This is a genomic window from Mesorhizobium sp. M2A.F.Ca.ET.043.02.1.1, assembly GCF_003952405.1.
GTDB lineage: Bacteria > Pseudomonadota > Alphaproteobacteria > Rhizobiales > Rhizobiaceae > Mesorhizobium.
On the sequence record NZ_CP034445.1, the window covers coordinates 4,821,402 to 4,842,657 of the forward strand.

The 21,256-nt window shown below is 59.3% G+C and carries 18 protein-coding genes, 1 tRNA gene and 1 pseudogene; 13 read left to right on the top strand and 7 right to left on the bottom strand.

The features are described 5' to 3' along the window. Positions 1-865 precede the first annotated feature (865 nt). Entirely contained in the window at positions 866-1,612 is a 747-nt protein-coding gene (locus EJ068_RS22900; protein WP_129554877.1) for an NYN domain-containing protein, read from the bottom strand. Between the two features lie 145 nt (positions 1,613-1,757). Continuing rightward, a complete protein-coding gene (locus tag EJ068_RS22905) occupies positions 1,758-2,567 on the bottom strand; it encodes an NYN domain-containing protein (protein ID WP_189512552.1) in 810 nt (269 codons plus the stop codon). A gap of 241 nt (positions 2,568-2,808) precedes the next feature. Here EJ068_RS22905 and EJ068_RS22910 point away from each other — a divergent pair, with 241 nt between their 5' ends. From EJ068_RS22910 to EJ068_RS22935, 7 genes and pseudogenes are all read left to right on the top strand, one after another. Next, entirely contained in the window at positions 2,809-2,988 is a 180-nt protein-coding gene (locus EJ068_RS22910) for a hypothetical protein (protein ID WP_129554879.1), read from the top strand. 582 nt (positions 2,989-3,570) lie between these two features. After that, on the top strand, positions 3,571-4,017 hold the full coding sequence (locus EJ068_RS22915) for a MucR family transcriptional regulator (RefSeq protein ID WP_129554880.1): 447 nt from the start codon (positions 3,571-3,573) through the stop codon (positions 4,015-4,017). A 576-nt stretch (positions 4,018-4,593) separates the two neighbouring features. Beyond that, positions 4,594-5,103, top strand: coding sequence for a hypothetical protein (locus EJ068_RS22920; RefSeq protein WP_129554881.1), 510 nt, complete (start codon positions 4,594-4,596; stop codon positions 5,101-5,103). 88 nt (positions 5,104-5,191) lie between these two features. Then, positions 5,192-5,407 (top strand): annotated as a pseudogene (locus EJ068_RS33425) (hypothetical protein); the annotation flags it as partial. 19 nt (positions 5,408-5,426) lie between these two features. Further along, positions 5,427-6,119, top strand: a complete 693-nt coding sequence (locus tag EJ068_RS22930) for an SOS response-associated peptidase (RefSeq protein ID WP_129554882.1) — start codon at positions 5,427-5,429, stop codon at positions 6,117-6,119. Continuing rightward, the gene (locus tag EJ068_RS32770) at positions 6,116-6,292 is read left to right on the top strand and encodes a hypothetical protein (protein WP_189512555.1); all 177 of its coding nucleotides are present in this window, start codon (positions 6,116-6,118) and stop codon (positions 6,290-6,292) included. The genes EJ068_RS22930 and EJ068_RS32770 overlap by 4 nt, the downstream gene beginning before the upstream one ends. Before the next feature lie 30 nt (positions 6,293-6,322). Next, complete coding sequence (locus EJ068_RS22935; RefSeq protein ID WP_129554883.1) at positions 6,323-6,595, top strand: hypothetical protein; 273 nt, start codon at positions 6,323-6,325, stop codon at positions 6,593-6,595. 496 nt (positions 6,596-7,091) lie between these two features. On the opposite strand, the gene EJ068_RS22940 is transcribed toward EJ068_RS22935, so the two are convergent. After that, positions 7,092-7,985, bottom strand: a complete 894-nt coding sequence (locus EJ068_RS22940; protein ID WP_129554884.1) for an ATP-dependent DNA ligase — start codon at positions 7,983-7,985, stop codon at positions 7,092-7,094. Positions 7,986-8,382: 397 nt separating this feature from the next. Here EJ068_RS22940 and EJ068_RS22950 point away from each other — a divergent pair, with 397 nt between their 5' ends. Then, positions 8,383-9,207 (top strand): thermonuclease family protein, encoded by an 825-nt coding sequence (locus EJ068_RS22950; RefSeq protein WP_245463200.1) that lies wholly within the window; start codon positions 8,383-8,385, stop codon positions 9,205-9,207. A gap of 124 nt (positions 9,208-9,331) precedes the next feature. Beyond that, positions 9,332-11,074 carry an adenylate/guanylate cyclase domain-containing protein gene (locus EJ068_RS22955; RefSeq protein WP_129554886.1) on the top strand — a complete coding sequence of 581 codons (1,743 nt, stop codon included), beginning with the start codon at positions 9,332-9,334 and terminating at the stop codon, positions 11,072-11,074. A 215-nt stretch (positions 11,075-11,289) separates the two neighbouring features. On the opposite strand, the gene EJ068_RS22960 is transcribed toward EJ068_RS22955, so the two are convergent. Together EJ068_RS22960 and EJ068_RS22965 are read right to left on the bottom strand one after the other, a co-directional pair. Beyond that, a complete protein-coding gene (locus tag EJ068_RS22960; protein WP_129554887.1) occupies positions 11,290-14,625 on the bottom strand; it encodes an adenylate/guanylate cyclase domain-containing protein in 3,336 nt (1,111 codons plus the stop codon). A 347-nt stretch (positions 14,626-14,972) separates the two neighbouring features. Beyond that, positions 14,973-16,553, bottom strand: a complete 1,581-nt coding sequence (locus EJ068_RS22965) for a caspase family protein (protein ID WP_245463201.1) — start codon at positions 16,551-16,553, stop codon at positions 14,973-14,975. A 202-nt stretch (positions 16,554-16,755) separates the two neighbouring features. Here EJ068_RS22965 and EJ068_RS22970 point away from each other — a divergent pair, with 202 nt between their 5' ends. Continuing rightward, positions 16,756-16,932, top strand: coding sequence for a hypothetical protein (locus EJ068_RS22970; protein WP_245463202.1), 177 nt, complete (start codon positions 16,756-16,758; stop codon positions 16,930-16,932). Positions 16,933-17,102: 170 nt separating this feature from the next. Here EJ068_RS22970 and EJ068_RS22975 read toward each other — a convergent pair whose 3' ends face one another. After that, complete coding sequence (locus EJ068_RS22975) at positions 17,103-17,783, bottom strand: hypothetical protein (protein WP_129554889.1); 681 nt, start codon at positions 17,781-17,783, stop codon at positions 17,103-17,105. Positions 17,784-18,018: 235 nt separating this feature from the next. On the opposite strand from EJ068_RS22975, the gene EJ068_RS22980 reads away from it, so the two are divergent. The 3 genes from EJ068_RS22980 to EJ068_RS22990 all read left to right on the top strand — a co-directional run bounded on the left by EJ068_RS22980 (position 18,019) and on the right by EJ068_RS22990 (position 20,364). Next, positions 18,019-19,353, top strand: a complete 1,335-nt coding sequence (locus EJ068_RS22980; protein ID WP_129554890.1) for a hypothetical protein — start codon at positions 18,019-18,021, stop codon at positions 19,351-19,353. Between the two features lie 8 nt (positions 19,354-19,361). Further along, complete coding sequence (locus EJ068_RS22985; RefSeq protein WP_129554891.1) at positions 19,362-19,958, top strand: hypothetical protein; 597 nt, start codon at positions 19,362-19,364, stop codon at positions 19,956-19,958. A gap of 332 nt (positions 19,959-20,290) precedes the next feature. After that, positions 20,291-20,364, top strand: a tRNA-Cys gene (locus EJ068_RS22990). A gap of 66 nt (positions 20,365-20,430) precedes the next feature. On the opposite strand, the gene EJ068_RS22995 is transcribed toward EJ068_RS22990, so the two are convergent. Further along, the gene (locus EJ068_RS22995; protein WP_245463203.1) at positions 20,431-21,177 is read right to left on the bottom strand and encodes a GGDEF domain-containing protein; all 747 of its coding nucleotides are present in this window, start codon (positions 21,175-21,177) and stop codon (positions 20,431-20,433) included. Between the last annotated feature and the right edge of the window lie 79 nt (positions 21,178-21,256).

A 21,256-nucleotide genomic window follows, 5' to 3' on the forward strand; every position in this document is an offset into this window, starting at 1 on the left:
CGGGCGAACATTGGCTCGATCTGGAACTGTAAGAACAAGCAGGTTCCATGACCGGCCCAAGCATGGCTTGGTCAATTCGACGACAAGCGGACCGGCTGCCCGAAATAGGGGCAAGGATATGCAGCCGACCCAAACAGGTTCCAAGTTGACAAATGTCAACCTGGCTACCAGAGAGGCAGGCGATCGACCCGGTTTCTGTCAACCAGAAACGTGCGTTCTCTTAGGGCGGTAAGAGCGTGCTTTACGTTAAGTTTACATTAAGTTGACAGAACTAGGTCGATCTTCTGCTTTTTGGACGCTGTCAACTTCCGCTATCGTGGGCGGTCGGGTTGCCTTGAACGTGATCGCTGCCTTGGGCATCTAGTGACAAAGCGCAGGCCCCGATGCTGTAAAAAGACCGGAAAAACTATTTCCCTTTGGCGTCTAAAACTTATCCCAGAGGTGGATTAAATCTCTGAAAAGACACGACTAAATAGACTGCACGATGTTGAGTTGAGTGTGCCGGATGCAACCTCTGGATTGAGCGCCAGCTTGGCACGTTTTCAGCTTTCTTATCCTTTTTGGAGGCTCAGGATGGCGCGTTGGGATATCTGTTTTTCAAGTCACTTTTTGCCTTCAATCGCTTGTTCCCTTGCGGCCAAATCGCCTTTGAAAGGCGAGAGTTGAACTCCAACTAACCGATGTCTCGAGTTCGGGAAGGGCGCAAGAATGCACTGGGTCGCAGCTCTCATATTCTTAGCGCCGTAACGGGAGCTCGCAGAGAGTCCAAATGCGCAGGCGTGTTGTGTCAAGCCAACGTTAGAACGAGGGACCCTTCCCGTATAAGACACAAGCTGCGTCTTGCCCGCGGAGATAAAGCCCAAGGCTATCTGCTCGATTGTCTTGTGGCGGAGGAGGGCTTCAGTCGCACCCGAATGTGGCCCGTATCTGAGTGGCCAACATCCAGCGCCTCTATCTTACGCACCAGATCGCTGAGTTTCTTGAACCCGTAGGTCCGCGGATCAAAGTCAGGCGCCAGGTTGGCTAGCAAGTTGCCCAGCTGCCCGAGACTTACCCAGCCGTCGTCGCTTTCGTTCTCTGCCATGATCCTCTTGAGGATGCGCGACGCATGAGTCAGGCCCTCCAAAGGCTTCTTAGTTTTAGCACTGGCGTCATGAGTAGCCGTATCTGAGAGTAGGTTCTCCGTGTAGATGAATCGTCGGCAAGCCTGCCGGAAACTCTCGGGAGTCTTCTGTTCGCCAAATCCGAAGACGTCCATACCATGCTCACGAATCCGCGCAGCGAGACGAGTGAAGTCACTGTCGGATGATACCAAGCAGAAACCGTCGAACCGGCCGCTGTGTAAGAGATCCATCGCGTCGATCACGAGCGTGATGTCGGAGGCATTTTTGCCGGTCGTGTATGCAAACTGCTGCTGCGGAATGATGGCGTGCTTGGACAAAATGTCAGCCCAGGCTTTAGAGCGGGTGCTGGAGAAGTCTCCGTAGATGCGCCGCACGCTCGCTTCGCCTATCTTGGCGATCTCCTCGAACAATCCATCAGCAATTTTCGCAGACGCGTTGTCGGCGTCGATCAAGACAGCTAACCGGGGCGGGCGCTGTTCTGCTGGCATGGTGCTCGCCTCCATTGGATGAGTGCCCCGGAATTTGGGCACTGCATCGGCATGATCGGGAAAACCACGCGAACTCGCAATATCTAAAGGACGCGGAAAGCACCGTGCTCTTTTTCCCGGAGAACGCTCGCTCAACTCCAGAACCTTAGTCCCTAACTGCTGGTGGAGATGAGGTCCCGGTGCAGGGCATCGAGTTTGGTATCGATAGTTCGGCCCGCACCTTTCGGCCTGCCCGCGCCACTCGCATTCTGACGCGCCCGATGGAATCACGCGGCCCGTCAACGACAAACGGACGTTTGAGTGCAATGAGGAGGTCCCTCAGCCGGACGTGTCCGTAGGTTCGCGTGTCGAAATCGGTCGTCCGGCGCTCAAGTTCACGTTCGAGAAGGTCGATGCGGACCCAATCCGCAGGATCATCGACAAGGGTCGAAATCGCGGTCCGCACGATGGGGAGGGCATCGCGGAGTGGCCGCAGGGGCTTCATTTTGGGGTCGGCTGCATTCAGAGGATCGAACCTCAGGTTCTCGAGATAAATGAAGCGGTTGCACGCACGCTTCAGCCGTTCTGGTGTGCTTGCGCCGCCGAACACATAGCATTCAAGATTCTGCTCCCTTATGCGGGTCGCTAGGTGGGCAAAATCGCTGTCGCCCGACACGATACAAAATCCGCCGAAGGCGCCACCGTGCAGAAGATCCATCGCGTCAATCACTAGCGCTATGTCGGCTGCGTTCTTGCCCCTGCTGCAAATCGCCAGATGATGCGGAACGATTGCATGCCGGACCAACGTCTCCTGCCACGCCGCGCCTTGCGCGCCGGAAAAATCGCCATAGGCTCGCCGCACCGCCAGTTGGCCGTATTTTTCCATTTCTGTGAAGGCGCGGCCGATCATTCTTGCGGGGACATTGTCTGCGTCGATCAGCAGAGCCAGGCGAAGAGAGCGCAGTTCTGTGGGCATCGTGATCTCCAATGCAATGTGTCGACGCTTCCCAACGCCAGCTCTGCCAAGGGAACGCCTCTCGTTCATCGGACGTCACGAGCAGGGAAGGCCCGGTCACAAGCGGCTTTTAGAGCGCAGTCCTTAGGCAACTGATTAAAGTGACTAGCGCAACACACGCTAACATTTTTCAGATATAGGTATCAATTGTTAAATCAAACGACTCGCTATATTATAAAGAATGTTCGAAATAGGAGAATACATGATGGACGGTGAACCTGATCGGGTAAGCGAGCGGGAGATGGCTGATATGAGCTTCAAGGTGAGAAAGGAGTGGCACCGTGAATTTAAGCTGCGTGCGCTTATAGACGGTATTTCTATGACGGATCTGCTTAAGAGGTCTTACGCAGAATACAAAGAAAATCACCCATTGGTAAGCTAGAATCGACGGGACACCAGCGAATTGGGCTGGTGTCACTAGTTTGATTATTAAGTAATCTGTGACTTATCCGTTTTCCGAAACTTTGAAAGGCATCCGCCGTCGAGAGTTTGCCCCGAGGATTCGGCCGGTCAACCAAGCCGACGTTCCATTGGGGCGGCGCCTCGTCGCCTGCGGGCCTAGCTGTTGGCCTCGCGAAGCCTTTTGGCACGTCCATCGTCCACGCCGGCGATATGGCCCGGCGCGCTGCGCTCGCAGGAACCTTCGCGCGCTGGCGGACACGTTCATTGACCCGCGGTCCGTCGAATTCATCCGAAACGCGAATAGCTGCGGTCTTATGTTCGGCATCGGCAAGGCATTGGCGCGCACACCGAGGAAACCGACGGGACGTTCTTTTAGCCCTGTAAGTGGCCGTTAGTCGGGTTATGGTTCAATAGGTGGCAACGGGTCTTTTTGTGTCGGGAGCCGCAACATCACCGGCGAACGGGTCGCTTCCGGTCATTAGCGCGCAGCACCGCGGTGCCTTCACGGTGGACCTTTTCCTAAAACCCACTAAGAGTTGCCGCCGCGAACAGGAGTTTTTGCATGCCGGAAGAGACTTATCATAACCAGAGCCTTTTGATCGCGCTCACCGCCGACGTCGTTTCGGCCTATGTCGGCAACAACGCAGTGCCGGTGGCGTCTTTGCCCGAGCTGATCGAAAGCGTGAATTCCTCGCTTGCTAAGGTAGGCCACCCGACCGAGCCCGAGAAGCCGCCTCTGGTTCCGGCGGTCAATCCGAAGCGATCCGTGTTCCCCGACTACATCGTCTGTCTCGAGGACGGGAAGAAATTCAAATCGCTGAAGCGGCATCTCGGCGTCCACTATGCACTTACGCCGGAAGCGTATCGCGAGAAATGGGGCTTGGCGCGAGATTATCCGATGGTGGCACCGAACTATGCGGCCACTCGGTCGGCGCTTGCCAAGGAGAGCGGGCTCGGCAGGAAAGCCCCGGCGGCGTCTGCTCGAAAGGCACGAGCCCGGCGCTCCTAGCCCCAGCAAACGATCATATTAGGGTTAACTAATTATACACAGCGCTGTCTCACATTGGGACGGCGCGGTCCCTGCCGCACCGACCGCGCGGGCGGCTCCGGCCCGGAAACCGATACCCCCAGCCCCCGGACGGAGCCGCTTCCTTTGTTAGGCAGCGTCACTCGTCCCGCCAGATTACCCGCTTCTCCCATCGGATCTGCACCAGGCGCCTAAACCGGATCGTGTGGGCCTGCTCGCCGGTTGGGTGGAATAACTGAGCGCTCATCCACTCTCGGCTTTTGCATTGCTGGCAGCGCACCTTGTCCCGCACGTCATCGATCGTGGCGTTGCCGATCACTTCCCGCAGCTCGAGCGGTTTATAGTAGCGTGTGACGTTGCAGAGGGCGCACCGAATCCCCACCACCTGCCCCGCGTCGTGGGCATGCTTCAGGGTCCAGGCGGCGCCTCTCGGCCACTTCTCGGGTTGCTCCGGCATTCCCTGAAATGAGGAAGATTTTCCTCTCCGGTCAAGAGGCTCTTGACTCTAATGTTCTCATTTTGTTCACAATAAGCCTGATAGCCACAGGGAGGCCGATCATGGACATCATCATGGACGCCAGGGGCGCCACCCCTGACGAAAAGCAGCGCGGTATCGCCGCTGCAACAGCAGTGCTCGACCACGCCGGCATGACAGCAGAAGATGCCGCCAGCGGCTCGTTCGCTGTCGAACGCTGGGACGACATGGGCTTTCCGCCGGATCAAGAGCCATCGGAAGATGAGTATGCTGCCGCTGAGGTCTGGTGGGCGGCCAGCAAGGCCGCGATCGAGGCGTGTTGCGAGGGATGGCGGGGCGAGAAGCGCAGGCAGGTTTGCGGCTTGCAACTAGTGGAGGATCCCGAGTCGGAGCTAGCGGACCGCGCAAGCGCGCTGGCGCGAATGCGCGAAATCATCCGGGCGGAAGGTGGCCAAGGGGAGTTCACCGACAATCGTGTGTTTTTTCTGGCGCTCGCCGCCACCGCTGAGATGCAGGATAGCTCACGGGCACAGCGTCAGCGCCGTAACGGTTGCCTATTCGTCGCTGTCACTCGCGGGCTTCCACCCGGATGAGCCTGTCGAGCCAAAGCGCCAGGCGGTGCTCGACGCAATCGATGCGCTTGAAGCTGGATCAGCGCCGCTCAACTAGAAAGGCTGGTGAATGTCTACCCACGTCCTTCCGGAGCAGAAAAAGCCAAAGCTCATTGTCGTAGTCGCCTTTGACCGCGGCGAGGATGGCGAACTGTTTCCGATGTATGGGCCGACCGACCAGCAAAGCGAGGAGCGGGCGATCCGAACTGCCAAAGCTCTAGCAGGCAAGCACGTTGGCGTTATAGCCTGGAGCCGGGATGCCGATCCGGCGCTCGGCGACTACGGCCATGGAGTGATCAGCGCCAATGTGCGGACGCTACACCAGATATCTACCGTGGTCGGAAATCCACCGGCTTTATCGGCTTACCGCGCCGGCCGACGTCGGCCGCAACGATGCGCCGCGCTACAACATCGCCCCGACCGACGAGGTGCCGTTCATCACCGCAGCGGAGGACGGTAACCATAAGGTGCGAGCCGGCCGCTGGTGGCTGGTGCCCTTCTGGGCGAAGGAAATGCCCAAGGCGCCAATGTTCAACGCACGGATCGAAACCGTCGATACGACGCCGGCATTTCGAGACGCCTTCAAATCGAAGCGCTGCCTGATCCCGGCCGACGGCTTCTACGAATGGACCATCAGCCCGGCCGATCGTGGCAAGGATCCCTGGCACATCTTCCTGCCAGGTCACGCGCCTTTCTCCTTCGCCGGCTTATGGGCCTACAACAAGGTGTTGGACGTGACGAGCTGCACCATCATCACCGAACCGGCAGGCGAACCAATGCGCCAGCTTCATGATCGTCAGCCAGTGATCCTTGACTCGGCCTACTATGACGCCTGGCTGAACGCGGAGACGCCGGCGAGCGACCTGATGGGCCTGCTCTCCCATGATATCGACGGGCAACTTCAATTCAATCGCGTCGGCCGGGAGGTGAATTCCGCGGCGATCAACAAGCAGCCCAATGACCATTCCGGCCTTGTAGGACCGATCAATCCGCTATGAGCGACCAGATCAGACTTCCACGTGCCGAATACGCGACGCCTGCCGGCGTGCAGCACCACGTTTGCGAGCACGACGGCTGCAGCAAGGATGCCGGGTGGGGCTTCGCCAAGCCGAAGAAGGCGCCGCACTGGTTCTGTTTCGAGCACCGCGGCGAAGGTGAGCAATTCCTATAGGAGCATGACCGGACGTCCCGTCATCAATTCGTGCATGAACTGGAAAGCGCAGCCGATCACATCGCCGACGCTTCACGGGCGGATTTGCAGGTATTGTTGCGGCGGGCCGCCTTGGTGCTTCGAAACGTGGGCGGTATAAACCTCGATCCGCGGACCGACGACGCGCTGACCAGCCTGGCGGCCGGGATGCGCACTGCTAAGCCCGATCTGGTGGATTTGTCGGGCGAATGGCTCGTCGCCAATTCGTATCTGCCAGTGCCTCATGCGGTTGACGAAGAGAGAACAGTGGACGGCAACGGATGACTAATAAGAGCAGGTGCTGAAGCCTGCCGCTCGGCGGCCGGCCGCTTTTGACCCTTGGGGTCGGTTGGTATTACTGTTACACTCCTGCTAACGCTAAGCATTCGCAACAGAGGGGTGGTGCAATGTCAGATCAAGACGACAGGGATAGCTCAACAAGCAGAAGGGCTGATCTTGACAATCTGACTTATATAACCGCTGCAGTTGGAGTTGTGGGCAGTATCGTTCTCTTTGTTCTCTTTATATGGACCGAATGGAGCAACCCCGGATGGCATGGGGTGTTCCTGCATTTCCCGGCCACGGTCGGACTTCCCTGCGCAGCAGCCGGCTCATTTATCGTCATAGCCTTATTCCGGGTGACGGAAGGCATAATTAAGTTCAAAGGACCCGGATTTGAATTCGAAGGGGCGTCAGGGCCGATTGTTTTATGGGCAATGTGCTTCTTGGCGATAACCGCAGCTATCAAAATCGTCTGGCCCCTTACCCTTTCAGCGGCACCTTAAACGTCGCTCACAGGCTCGTCTGTTTCCCGGAAGTCCTTCAGCGAGGCGTGCCGCAGCTTCTCGCCCTTAAGGAACCTCACGCGGCCGACCAGGCCCGGTTTGAGCCACTCGGCCTTCTGCTTAGCTAAGCCCTTCGGCGGCGGGGCACCGGTCTTGCCCTGCACGCGGTCCCATAGAGCCTGCCGCTTATCTGCTCTGAAGGGGATGAACGCGCCGCCCATGTAACGGCCCTTGTCGGCCATCAGCACCATCGCCGGCTTCCCTGGCTCGCGCTGCACGCCGATGATGTCCATTTCCTTCTCGACATAGCACTTGATCTTCCGCCAGTTCATAGTCGATCCGGAGCGATAGACGCTATCCAGTCGCTTCGAGACGATGCCTTCCAAACCCGCCTCGCACGCGAGATGGTAGACGGCGCCACCTGCGCCCGGCAGCGCCTCGCTGAACTGGATATGGCCGCCGGCCGGTATGAGCGCCTGCAGGATCTCGCGCCGGTCCTGCAGTGGCATGTCGCGCAAATCATGGCCGTTGAGATGTAGGAGATCGAATGCGACCAGATAGAGCTCCAGCGGGCGCCTAGTGATCGCCGATCGAAGGGCGTGAAAGTCGGACAGCCCTGCTTCGTTGGTAACAATCGTCTCGCCTTCGAAGATAAAGCTTTCCGCCTCGATCCCCGCGGCCTCCACCGCGAGCGGCCGATATTTGGCGGTCCAGTCGAATCCGTTCTTAGTGAAGAACCGGATGCCGTCGGCGTCCTTGATCGCCTGGGTCCGATAGCCATCGAATTTGATTTCATGCGACCAGCCATCGCCATCGGGCGGCTGCTCGACGAGCTCGGGCTCCATCGGTCGAATGAAGGACAACCGGGCGCCGCCGGCAGGCTTACGCATCAGAACTCCACGCAGAACGCTCGAATTCGATTCAATAGCGCAGTGCCGTAAGTGTTCCGTTAGCGTTCACTAAAAAGCAAGGCGGAACATACGGCGCGGTCCACCGTTCGCCACCCAAGGAGGAACGACCGTGGCGAACGTTCCCAACGTCGGACCGCCCCTCAAGGGCGAGCGCGATCGCGGCAATATCGCCGATGAGCGAAGGCATTTTTACTCGTGCCCTACGTGCGGGAGGCCGGTCGATATGCGCGACCTTCGCCAAGTTATGCTCCACGAGACACCCGGACACGGCCAAGCGCGCCGGCGAGCATCGCGGCGACGGCGAAGCTAGTCGCCCAAGGAAGCAATGGACTTCACCCCTCCAACGAGAGCATTCTCCTGTTGGGGATTAGGGGCGTTGGATAAATCACGGCACGACAATCGACCTGACCAATGGCGCAAGCGCACCAGTGCGCGACGCTCGCGCGCTCGGCGTGCGTGCCGCGACGGCTTGTCTTCGTCAATGCCGCGGCCGGCGCTCTGGCTGCGCAAACGCTCATGGCAGCAAAGCGACCGCCTCCCCGACATCAGCGTTTCGAAGTTGCTCGGCCCCAAGCCGCAGCCGCTCATCGGCGTCGCATCTGTCATCGACGGCGACACGATCGAAATCCACGGCCAGCGCATTCGCTTCAACGGCATCGACGCGCCGGAGAGCAAGCAATATTGCGACGACGCCAAAGGCTTCGAATACCCGTGCGGGCGACTTTCGGCGGAAGCGCTGGATAGCTTCCTAGCAGCTTCGCGGCCCGTGCAATGCACGCTCGTGACATGGGATCGCTATTCCCGATTCGTCGCCGACTGCCGGCACGCTGAAGGCGCCAGCGTGGCGGCGTGGTTGGTCGAGCACGGCCAGGCACCCGATTGGCAGCGCTGTAGCCAAGGCGCCTACGCGCAGCAGCAGGCGAAGGCAAAGGCGGCAAAGGTCGGATTGTGGGTTGGCAAGTTCGAAACGCCTTGGGACTGGCGCGCGTCACATCCTGATGGCTCGGAGCCGGCGCGCCAGCCGCGCGGCATCATGAGCCGCAAGCTAGTCGCGCAGAGCGGCGGCCTTTCATGCGAGCCGCGGCGATACTGCGCGCAAATCAGCTCGCGCGACGACGCCCAATGGTATCTGCACAACTGGTCGTGGGGCCGGAAGCTGGATCGCGACGGTGACGGCGTAGCTTGCGAGACGCTTTGCTAACAGCCAGCGAACGCTCCCTGCACAAGGCGACGCCAATCAAGCTATTCTCCCCGACAAAGAGAGGTGCCGGCCACTCGCTCAACGCCTGATCTTCCTGCTATTCTGGCTGCGAAAGGGGCAGCGAATGAGCGAGAAACGCAAGCTGGCCGCGATCCTTGCTGCAGACGTGGTCGGATACAGCCGGCTCGCCAGCGAGGACGAAGACCGGATTTTGGCGAGGCTGCGTGCATTGCGCAGCGATCTGATCGATCCGACCGTAGCCGTGCATAACGGTCGCGTGATCAAGCGCACGGGGGATGGGGCGCTAGTCGAGTTTCGCAGTGTCGTGGATGCAGTGCGTTGCGCGATCGAGGTGCAAGACGGCATGGTCGAGCGCAATGCCGGCCTGCCGCAGGACCGTCGTATCGAATTCCGTATCGGCGTCCACCTCGGCGACGTGGTCGAAGAAATCGACGGCGACCTGATGGGTGATGGGGTCAATATCGCTTCGCGTCTGGAGGGGGTCGCGGCGCCCGGGTCGATCTGCCTCTCGGAAGATGCCTATCGTCAGGTCAAGGCGAGGCTCGATCTCTCGGTTACCGATCTCGGAAACACGCAGCTAAAGAACATTGCCGAGCCGATGCGGGTCTATTCGCTTCAGGTTGGGACGGCCGAAAAGACTTCGCAACTCGCGACAAGCCGTCGAAGCAGGTCGACGCCGCCGAAGCTGTCGATAGCGGTCTTACCGCTTGTGAGCCTGAGCGACGATGCAGAACAGGCGTTCTTCACCGACGGACTGACAGAAGATATCATTACCGATCTGTCCAACGTGCCAGGTTTCTTCGTCATCGCCCGGAATTCAACTTTTGCCTACAAGGGCAAGTCTACCGACGTCCGCCAAATCGCCGTTGATTTGGGGGTGCGATACATTCTTGAAGGTAGTGCGCGTCGCTCGGCAGAGCGTCTCCGAATCAATGTCCAGCTCATTGATGCCGCGGGGGGCGGAAATCATATCTGGGCTGAACGCTTTGACAGAGATCTGGCCGATATTTTCGCAGTTCAAGACGAAGTCACGCGGCGCATTGTTGAAGCGATTTCGGGTAAGCTCAGTGTCAGGAATATCGTTGCCCGTGCTCGACCGTCAAATCTCGAAGCCTATGATCTTTGTGTTAGATCGCGAGGCAAATGCGACATTTCGAAATTGGAAAATCGCCAGGCGTGCGAGGATTTGGAACGGGCTGTTCACATCGATCCAAATTACTGCGAAGCGCACAGCAATCTTGCCATCTCACTACTATTTGGCTGGATGTTCTGGGGAGAGCCCCAGATACCCAACCGCACACAGGCTCTGCTGCATGCGCAGCGAGCCGTAGAGATCGACCCCCGAGATTCCCACGCTCGCACGATGCTAGGCTGCGTGCAGCTCTATGAACGCAACTGGGACGAAGCAGAACTCCAATTCAATACTGCCGTTGAGCTGAATCCCAACAATGCAGATGCGGTGGCTTGGATGGGTGAACTTCAGGTCTACCTAGGCAAACCGCAAGCCGCGCTGATAACCTGTGGAGAAGCGCTGCGTTTAAATCCGCGTCCACCCGGTTGGTATTTCTGGACCACGGGAGCGGCGCAAATTGCCGCCGGCCAATACGAAGAGGCTGTTGCGACCTTGAGCCGGGACGAAACCTACGGGACAGGTTCTAGGGAGATCCTAATAGCTGCACTTGCTCTGGCCGGCCGCCTCCCTGAAGCTCAGGAGGAAGCGCGCTTGTTTCTAGCTGGGAACCCGGACCGCAGAATCAGTGATTTCGTTGGGAACTTGCCCTTCAAGAGTATGACTGATGTCAAACCCTTCGTCGATGGCTGGCGTTTGGCGGGAATTCCTGAATAGTGGCAGCTGAAGAGGCCTACTTACCCCTCCCTCGTGAGCGTTCCGACAGTTATTGCTGAAAACGACAGGGAACATTCGCGGTGACTTCAGGGACGGATACTTCCGCGGGGCCGGCAGTAGGTGCTTTGATTGAGTGCGTCTGAGGCGTCTCGGTAACGCTCCAGAGTAGCAGACCGGAGACAAGCGCGAACGTCATCCCAAGGCTGAGCGAGACTTCATTGACGCAGCGTGTCCAGCGCCCTCTTCGCAGCAATGAGATCGACGACCGGATACTTGGTTTCAAGCGAGTCAACTATAGATCGAAGCCGCACTTCGGCGTCATGGACACGACCTTGTCGCGCGAGAACTGGTGCGAGTTGCGTTATGGCGCGGAGTTCGAAAAGTCGCGCGTTCTGCCTCTTCGAAGTGGCGATTGCTTTCTCGAATAGGTGGGCCGCGCTCTTCAGATCACCTCTGCCCGCGGCAATTTGGCCGCGAAGGCGGATACATTCTGCCAAGAAGCTCGCTTCGTCCGTATCGAAAACGAGAGTATCGACGTCATCAAGCATCTGCGATGCCTCATCGAGGCGACCGGCCCGCAGGAGTAGATTGCAAAGTGCACATATTCTCTCAGGGGTATGAAATATGACGTTCTGCCCACGCCAAAGAACCGTGCTCTCCAGGACATCATCGATGCCGGCATCCAGTTCTCCTAGATGCGAGCGGGCATAGCCTCGCCACATAAGGCCACCGCTACGACGCGCAGTGTAGCCATACCGATCGCAAATCTCGACGATCTTAGTGGCGTGCTCTAGTAGCTTCTCGTGCTGACCGACTAGCGCACACAACTCGCAACGAGTGAGAAGATACCAAGCCAAGTCGAAGGGCTTGTCGAAATCGTCAATTGTGCGAACCGGGTAGCCTTGCTCTTCGACTGCCGCATCGAAGAACCCTAAAATGATCCGCGAACTGCCGAGATAGTCGTGGGCTACAACACGCTGATCTGCACCACCCAACAAAATATGACGGCTAGAGTGGACGCGATCAATCAGATTTAAGGCCTTGCTCAAAGCCTCCGCTGCCTGCGGTTGTTCTCCCCGGTTGGAATGGGCGATCCCCTTTGTTGCCCAAAGACCACTCAGATGCGCCGTCGGAAGAAGATGGCAGTTTGCGAGCTGCTCTTCGGCCAGGGTTAGGTAATCATGATTGCGCCCAGTGGCATAAAAAAATGGAGCGAGTGAAAGCGCGACGTCAGATTGCAATTCGGCCGATGCAGTCTTCGCGGCAGCAAGACGTGCATCCTCAAGCGTCTTCCCAAGGCGCTCGGAACGATACCCTTCAGCCTGCATCAAGGCATTGGCCATCGCAAGGTGGAGATGTGTCATCCGTTCGGCGCCACCGGCGGGCACGTCGCCAAGTTTCCGGCTGCACTCAATAGCACTGGCAAAGTGCGACACGGCTTCCCGGGTGGCTGCTCTGGCCAGGGCGGCCACTCCCGCCTTTTGCCAGTGATCTACCGCTCCTGCGCAGTCACCCGCTTCCTGAAAGTGGTGCGCCAGGAGTTCGGGCTGCGCTTCGGTGATTTCGTTCCACTTTTCCTCCAACACACCTGCGACCCGCTTGTGTAGCCCTTGGCGCTTGGCGCGCAGCAGCGTCCCATACGCTGCGTCCTGAACGAGCGCATGCTTGAAGAGGTAAGTGGCCAATGGCCGCGTCCCCCGGCAGAACACCAGACCGGCGCCGACAAGTTGATTGAGTGCGTCATTTAGCTCAACTGCATTTTGCTGTGCGACTGCTGCCAGCAATTCGTAGGAGAACTCCCGACCGAGAACCGCACCGACCTGTGCGACCTCCTTAGCGGCCGAGCCGAGGCGATCGAGCCGCGCCATCAATGAGGCCTGCAGCGTGGGGGGAACGTTCAACGCCGTCGCGGCAGCTCGTGATAGCAGTGTCCTGGCGTCGCCGCTCTCAAGAACCGCCTTGGTCAGCTCCTCAACGAATAGTGGCACCCCATCCGTGCGCTCGATAATCTCCGCAACAACGTCGCTCGGCAGCTCTCCGGTGCCTACGATCCGCTGGACCAGCGCGGCACCTTCACGACGGTCGAGCCGATTGAGGACAAGAACCGTGACGTGCGCCTGGCCGGTCCACGGCGGTTGAAACTCGGGACGGAACGTGAGGAGAAGCAGCACTGGCAGGTGCGGCACCCGCTCGATCACCAAGTCGAGCAGCTCGCGCGAGCTGGGGTCGATCCAGTGCACATCCTCGAAAAGCATCAGTACCGGGCCCCGTCTCACCAAGTCTTCGAGCTGCCGGAGAAGCGCATCGAAGGTCTTCTCTTTCTTACGCTGGGGAGTCAGCTGGAGAGGCGGGAAGCGACCTTCGGTCGGCAACGACAACAGCTCGGCCAGCTGCCGCACATCCTCCGGCGAGGCCGGGGCAAGCAAGGCTGCAAGCTTATCCAGCTTTCTCTCAGGTGGGTCCTCGCGTTCCAACCCGGCGGCACGTTCTAGCTGCGCAATGATCGGGTGGAGCGCGCTGTCTTGGCCGTGCGGCGAACAGAAATAACGCAAGGGGGTGTGTGGCTCGTTCTGGATCCGCTCCTGCAAGCTGACGGTGAGGCGTGACTTTCCGATGCCCGGCTCACCTGAGACCAGCACCACGCGACCTTCGCCATTTTTGGCGCGATGCCAGTGGCGCTGCAGCAGGTCGACCTCCTCCTCACGTCCGACCAGCGGCGTCGGGGTCGTCCCATGCAGCGCCTCGAACCGGCTTTCGACGGCGCTCTCACGAAACACTTGATAGTGATGGATCGGCTCCGGAAAGCCTTTCACCTCGACGGCACCAAGATTGCGATATTCGAAAAGATCGCCGACCAGCTGCCGCGTTTGCAGCCCGATCACGACCGCGTCGGGTTCGGCAAGAGCTTGCAGGCGGGCGGCGAGGTTCGGCGTCTCCCCCACGACGCCACGCTCTTGCCCTTCGCCGGCGGTGATCAGATCGCCAACGACGACCTGTCCGGTGCCTATGCCGATACGAACCCGCAATGGCTCGGGCTCTGGGAGCCGCCTGACGGCATTGACGAGAGCAAGGCCAGCGCGCACCGCCTGCTCGGCGGCGTTCTCGTGCGCCTGCGGGTAGCCGAAATACACCAAAACTCCGTCGCCCATATACTTGGCGACAAAGCCGCCGAAGCGGGCGACCGTATCGGCGACACAGCGGTGATACGCTGCGATGATCTCACGCAGGTCCTCGGGATCCAGACGCGTCGCCAGCGCCGTCGAGCCGACGAGATCCACGAACATGACGGTCAGCTGCCGACGCTCCGCGCTTAGCTCCCGAGTGCGGCTCTGAGCCGCGATGTCATCGGTGCTCGCGTCGGGGTGGCGTGACGATGGTCCCAACCCCACAACCGCCTTGCGGAATCGCTTGCGATGACCGAGGAGCATACCGAGCTTCTCGAGGTCGGCATCGGTCAGTTCCGGCAGGACTTCCGCGTCGATCGCGTTGTCGCGAAATGCCTGTTCGTATTGCTGGAGGCCCAGGCCTCGCAACCAAGCGGCAACGTCCACACAGCTCTCCCGAGGCTGAATTCGGGTCCCTCAGCCGCAATATTAGCTCAGAAGCCAGGGAAATGCTGTAGACTTGGATTTCTGTCGAAGGTTGAGGTCCCTGACACACGTTGGAGCTTGCCACGAGGGGTCTATGGCGTGAGCAGCCAGGACACAAGCCGCTTGAACTGGACGCCTGAAACCTGCCTCAAGTGCGTTGACAAGACCCTATCCCAGCAGCGATGCCGCTTCTGATCTCTTTCCCTATGAACAGTGCTGTTTCCAGCGAAGACTCGGAGGCTCGCGGCCGGGATGAACTGTTTCAGGCACTCGACGCGCCACCGATTGAAGACCCTTTTATTCCGTGGTTATAAGCCGCCCTCGTGGCGCAGCCCGAACACCGGACATTTCTGGGATGCGAGAACATTGAACAAGCCATACCCGTTGTAGCAGATCCGGAACTTGGACTGAGGCGCCGCCGGGGCTTGAGAGGCGGCCTTCGGCATTGCTGCCGACTGCGGCGGCTTCACCGCCACGCGTTGTTGTTCACGTTTCTGCTTCGCGCGCGCGACCGGCGCAGGCTTGTGTGTCTTCCGCGACGTGGTGCTTTCCTGCTTCGTCGCTTCCGATGCTCGCTGGGCGCGATAGCTCTTCACAGCGTCGTCGGAATCGAGTTTCAGGCGAACATATTGCTTGCGGGTAAGGAACGTGGTCGGGGGAAGAGCGTTTTCCTTCTGCCAGAGGCCAATCGCCCGGCGCGTCGACGCGCCAAAGGTGCCGTCGGCATCGTCCAAGTCATAGCCGATCGACACTAGCCTCTCCTGCAGATCAATTTTTTTCTGACGATCAAGCCCGATCGCACTTTCTGTCAACTCAGAGCCGGCTTCATTTTCCTGATCGTCAGCTGCCGCGGCTCCGACGGCGGTGCCGGATCTCGACCCATAATTTTCCACCTCAGCCACAACCGGTGCCTTCTTGAGCTGATCCAGATTGAGCCGCGCCAGATCTGCGAACGCACCATTTGGAAACTGCTTCAGATAAGCTTCGTAGTGAGCGACCGTGTTGCGCTTCGAGGCTTCGTCCCATACCCGCTGTTCGACCCATCCACGCGAGTCCGGCTCAATTGACTGGTGCGCAGAGTTACTACCCGGAGACTGCGCGGGCCCAGCCGTAGTCTCAGCCGTTGCCGGTCCGATGAAGACCTCGCGGCCGAGCGACGCATTATACCAGGGCCTTTGGCGCCCATTGGTCTCCGCCGTCACCTCACCTCGCACACGAGTCAGCGCATTCTGGATATCGACGCCGGGCTCAGCCAGGTGTTTCGCAAGGGAGGTCGTGTAGGGACTGTTGGCGCCGATGCCGTCATACGACACCGCGCCGGGGTCGGTTGCGTAGGCGATCAGCACGCCGCCAGTGCCGACATCCGTCGAGGCGATATCGATAGGCGCCAGCCCAGGGGCGGTGATTGAACGGCTTTTCGGCAGTGAAGTCGCGAGAGTCCTAGCGAGAGGATTGTCACGGCAGGCGTCCAGGATGACGACTCCGACCCCCGGGTCGGGCGGAAGGGCGGCAAGCAGTTCGTCAATCTGAACGGTGCGGGTTCTGAGATGCGCCGGAGCCGTCAATTCTGCATCGACCGGAACCAGATAGTTCTTGCCGTTCACCTGCAGGCCATGGCCGGCATAGTAGATCACCGCCAGTTCGGCGTCGTATGCGGCTTCGGTAAACCGGTTCAACCGGTCATGCATGCCGGCATAGTCCAGGTCGACTCCTTCAACGACCTTGAACCCGGCCTTGCGTAGTGTTTCGGCCATCAGCCGCGCATCGCTGGCAGGATTGGCGAGCGTGGGCGCATAGACATATTTGCTGTTGCCAATGACGAGCGCGACCCGCTTGTCCGTGGCAAGGGCGCTTGCCGGCTGCAAATCGACTGCAGCCAGGAACAGCAATCCAACGGCGGCGGCCCAGAATCTTATCGCTCGCACTCAATAGGACCCCATAGTGAACTCGAACTAATCTTGCGCTCCTTTCACGCAATTGAGAAGACACTGGCGACCATCGCCGCCCGGCTGGTCCCAGGCTGCCCGCCATCGTGAGGCGGCAGCTCTGGATAGCTTCCTGGCGGCCTCGAGCCCGGTGCAATGCACGTTCGTGACATGGGATCGCTATCACCGCTTCGTCGGCGACTGCCGGCGTGCCGACAGCGCCAGCGTGGCGGCGTGGATGGTCGAGCATGGCCAGGCGCTCGATTGGCTCCGCTACAGCAATGGCGCCTATGCTTCGCAGCAGGCGAGAGCCTTGATGTCGCGGGACTCCTTTCGATGTTGAATGGCCAAGCCGCCAAGATTATGCATCATATGGGCGGCAGCATACGCCTTTTAGTCAGAGTTCTTGACTTGCCCCCGCGACTCTCGACGGAAAGACGTCCGTGAGTTCATAAAGCGCAAAGCTGTGGTCTAATTCTCCGACATTCGAGGCCGTGGCCATCTGCCACTGGGCTAGGTCGTTTCGTTCGGCGTGACCGGGATCTCCGGCCGACGTCGTAAGATGACGGACAAGATCGCCAACGTCGCTACGCTACCTGCGGCGAGCGGCAGCCCGTAAAAACCAAGCGGTGTCCAGGACCTCGGAAACAATTCGATACCAGCAGAACCAGCCGAACACGGCATGTCGCCGGCATCGGCCTTCCGAAGTCGCATCTGATTGTGCTCTTTGGCGCCGGGCGCCCACAGGAGGGTTGTTTCTGACCCCGTGTAGAAGTTCTCGGTATTTTGCTCACAGATGTCGCCGGATTCTGCTTCGTCCATACAGCGGACGATGCCGGCAAGCGGCATGGCGACGAAGACCAACAGAACGCAGATTTGAAAGATTTTCGCTTCCAAAGCACTTGTATCGAGTCCTTGCAACCAGACCACCGGGATACGCGAGTGCCAATGATCACCATGGCGTCGAGCGTGCAGTAGGAAAGCGATAGACGCCAGCAGGAAGAGTCCGCTGCTAACAATCGCTCCGAAATAGCCGACGGCGGGATTGTTGTCCTGGGCGCTGCTACCTCTGTCGCCAAAAAGGCGTCCCAAGAACTCGGAGCCACCCTGAAGCGAGATGATAGTCGTTGCCAGGAAAAGGACGCAGGCAACGGACAGCCATCTCCATAGTGTGGTGAGATGTTCTTTGTTCATATTTCGCTCCTAAAACTAGAGCACCTCTTTTCCCGTCTCGACTCCGATCGGTGTTTTGACATCATCGCATTTCTCAACGTGACAGGGAAAGCACAAAAGCGCTAAGAATATGGCTCATTGAGCGGTTCGCGATTGGCTAGCAGGCGTCTTGATCCTATTGATTCTGGGCGGGGGACTTTATTATTACCTCCGTGGGGACCCTCTTCAGGCGGAACTGAACCGCCGATGGCCTCCTGTGACTGCGGACCAGCAGCGCCAGGCAGCGATCGACTCTGCTGAGGCAGCGCTGCGAATCCTGCCCTTAGCTAACCTCGCGACCGGCGTCGATCTGCCGACGATCCAAGCGATCGCGTTCGACGCGATCAAGGGCAAGGGCGTTACGAAGCTTGTTCTTGCAACGGACCGACAACTGCTTCGGCTGACGGCCGATTTCGAAATTGCGTTGAAACCAGAAGATTTGCCGCCGGGTTCCGATAAACGCGCGCTTGTCGCCAAGCTCACCCCTCGTGTCGTGGGCCAAGTCGAGCTGCTCCTTGGGGCTGCCGCGGCGCTGGCGACATCCCCGCGGCGCGCCCTCCAAGTCAAACTTCTGCCGGCGGTTCACAGCGTTCGGATCGACAAGGTCATCGTCGCCGGGAGCTACGACCTCAGCGCGGCCGGAGACGTCACCGCGCTCCTACTGGATCGATACGCCGACAATCTGGGCGCCGCGATCGCGGCCAACCCACTAATGGACGTCACACTCCCTGCGACCCTCCAGGACGAAATCGACCCCTCGGGACCCATCAATCTGGACCTCAAGAAAGCGCCCGACCTAAAGCTCGCGCTCGCAGGACATCCTATCAAGAGTCCGATTGGCCTCGGAGCAGCGGCTTGGCTGATTGACGGCGACAAGGTCTCTGCGATTATTCAGCTGATGCCGCTCGACAAGCTGCCAGCGCAACCAGATCCAGTGCCGGGAACGTTCGAAGGCGTTAAGACCGCTTTCGAGAAGAGGCTCGCCGACGGAATGGACATCTCCGATCCGCCGAAGGGCGTATGGGTTGCTGTCGGTAAGGCGCTGCTAGCCCAGAGCCTGGACAGCGCTTTCTTGCAAGCGCAGCCTTGTCTGACCGGTTCGGGTTCGATCCCAAAGGCGGACTTTTCACAGAAGGTTCCGACCCCCAGGCCTCTTCGATTGACTGCGCGCCGCACCGGGATTGCACGCCAACAAGGAACTGCGACCTCCACGTCGACAGGCGTGACTGCCGCCGACCCCGCAATTGCACGCACAATCATGACACGCGTGACTGTAACCGATGCCTCGTCTCAGCCTTCGGGCGTTGCCAAGCGCGTGGTAACGACCCAATCTGCGAGGCCGCGAAGGCGACTCAGAATGCTATCTACGACACGGATTTCAACACATGCAACGCTCTCGGCCCGATTGATGACGCCGTCTGCGAGGCGGCAAAGGCAACTCAGAACGGACTTTACATTGCCGATAGGGCGCAGTGTGAAGCTGCCAAGGAAGCCGACCGCATCTCATGCGAGGGCCAAAAGGCCGGGCAGAGGCTCGGCTGCGAGACTGTAAAGGAAGCTGTGGGCGCGCTGCACCGCACAGGTAACATCGCGAACATCGACGGCAGCGTTTCAGGGACGGGTGCCCTCAAACTCTGTTTCCGTGACGTCCATTTCACAGACGCGTTGGACAAGCTCACACTGACTCTGCAAGCCTCCGGCTCCGCGGCGATTGACGCCCACTTCAAATTTGTGCCGCTGGACGTCGCGGGGCACGTCCTCTGTCCGTTCGAGTGGACAGCTGACAAACGCTTAGATACGACGATTCCGTCGCAGTCGATCGGCACGAGTCTTTCATTGGTGAGACAAGCCAATTCCTACGAAGGCAAACTCGATGAGCTCTCGATCAAGCTGCACTTCCAGCCCAGTCCCCTCGCGCTTGTTCTGCAGAACATCAACTTCCATTTGGCCTGTCCCGTCGCTGCTGGATTGATCAACGGGATCACGCTCAACCTCGCGCCGCTCATTCCCGAATTCCTAAAGGATTACAGCTATACGGTGAATGCTATGACCTTCTCATTTGCATCGGACCTCCCGGCGCAACCTCTCTTTGGGCGAACCATCAAGCCGACGCTGTCGGAGACCTCGCGGGCACTTCTCGTGTCGGGTGCGTTGTAGGAGATGGAGCAGGCTGGCAGTCTGAGTGGGATGATGAAGGCCGACCGCTGTATCGCAATCCGGCGGTGAGCACGCAAGCAGTGCTGTCAGATTCGTTGCGATATGAGATACCCTTGGCGGATGCGGTGCTACGTGTCACGGGCTTTGTGTGGAGTTTTGCTCTTTTCCCTGGTCGTCACAATGTTACAAAATGATCCGTAAGCTATTGAAACAATTAGATCGATCCAGAGTTCAATCCTCTCTCGCAGCACCAGCCTTCCCTGTAATTGCCGCACCGGGCAGCGCCTGACGATGGGTCTGGCGCCAACCCATGGCAATTGCCCCGCCTGCGAGGCCTCGTGGATGAATGGTTCACGCAGAGGACCGCAAATCCTTCAATCCCGGTTCGATTCGGGCGAGGCCTCCAGTTCCCGCGCACCCGCAGCCCAGACGCGTTACCGGTGCGGCCAAGAAGCAGACCGATCGCGCCAGTTCAGTTGGTGACGTGCGACAGCCGCAGGCCGGCTTCGTCGGGGGACTCGGCCATGCCTTCCTCCGCGAAGCGGTACATGTCCTCGAAATCGAGCTCATGTTCGAAGACGACGCCGCCGACGCTGATCGCAAGCACGTCCTTGTCGCCTTTCGGCGCGAAATAGATTTCGCCGACCGCGCCGCGAATACGCTCGCCGATCTCCTTGGCGTCCTGGTCGCTCGCACCCGGCAGGAAGACGCCGAACATCGAGGTTCCGAGCCGGCCGATCAGATCGTCCTTGCGCACCGCGGATCGGATGGCCGATGCGATCAGCCGCAAGGCCTCGTCGCCCCATTCCAGACCGAAGCGCAGGTTGATTGACGCCAGATGTTCCGGATGGATGACGAGAAACGCGCCGGAGCGCGGACCGGCCGGTCTCGCCGCTCTCCTGTCGACCATCGATGTGAACACCTTGCCGTTCAGGCAGCCGGTCAGCTGGTCGTAGGTGCCGGATTTGGTGAGTTCCTGCCGGTAACGGCGGATCTCGATCTGTTGCCAGCCGGTGAGGGCAAACAGCGGCAGGCCGATGACGATCGGCACGATGATGGCCGTGACGGCCCCCCGGGCGAACGGCGTCAGGCTGTCGCTGAAAAGCATCAGGTAGTTCAGCGCCAGCGAAAGGGCGACGCAGCCGGCGGTGCCAAGCACGGCCAGCAAGATGAGGTGCTTCCACGTTTGAGCCGGCGCGGTCGGTGTTTTCGTGGTCAAGGGCCAATCTCCTGTTCGACGCATTGGCTTACAGGAGGTCCGTTGCAATTTCGGTTTCAGGGAAGCGTACAATTTGATG

Coding starts and splice junctions, on each gene's coding strand:
- EJ068_RS22900 (WP_129554877.1), bottom strand. CDS start 1,612: ATGCCAGCAGAACAGCGCCCGCCCCGGTTAGCTGTCTTGATCGACGCC.
- EJ068_RS22905 (WP_189512552.1), bottom strand. CDS start 2,567: ATGCCCACAGAACTGCGCTCTCTTCGCCTGGCTCTGCTGATCGACGCA.
- EJ068_RS22910 (WP_129554879.1), top strand. CDS start 2,809: ATGATGGACGGTGAACCTGATCGGGTAAGCGAGCGGGAGATGGCTGAT.
- EJ068_RS22915 (WP_129554880.1), top strand. CDS start 3,571: ATGCCGGAAGAGACTTATCATAACCAGAGCCTTTTGATCGCGCTCACC.
- EJ068_RS22920 (WP_129554881.1), top strand. CDS start 4,594: ATGGACATCATCATGGACGCCAGGGGCGCCACCCCTGACGAAAAGCAG.
- EJ068_RS22930 (WP_129554882.1), top strand. CDS start 5,427: ATGTGCGGACGCTACACCAGATATCTACCGTGGTCGGAAATCCACCGG.
- EJ068_RS32770 (WP_189512555.1), top strand. CDS start 6,116: ATGAGCGACCAGATCAGACTTCCACGTGCCGAATACGCGACGCCTGCC.
- EJ068_RS22940 (WP_129554884.1), bottom strand. CDS start 7,985: ATGCGTAAGCCTGCCGGCGGCGCCCGGTTGTCCTTCATTCGACCGATG.
- EJ068_RS22955 (WP_129554886.1), top strand. CDS start 9,332: ATGAGCGAGAAACGCAAGCTGGCCGCGATCCTTGCTGCAGACGTGGTC.
- EJ068_RS22975 (WP_129554889.1), bottom strand. CDS start 17,783: ATGAACAAAGAACATCTCACCACACTATGGAGATGGCTGTCCGTTGCC.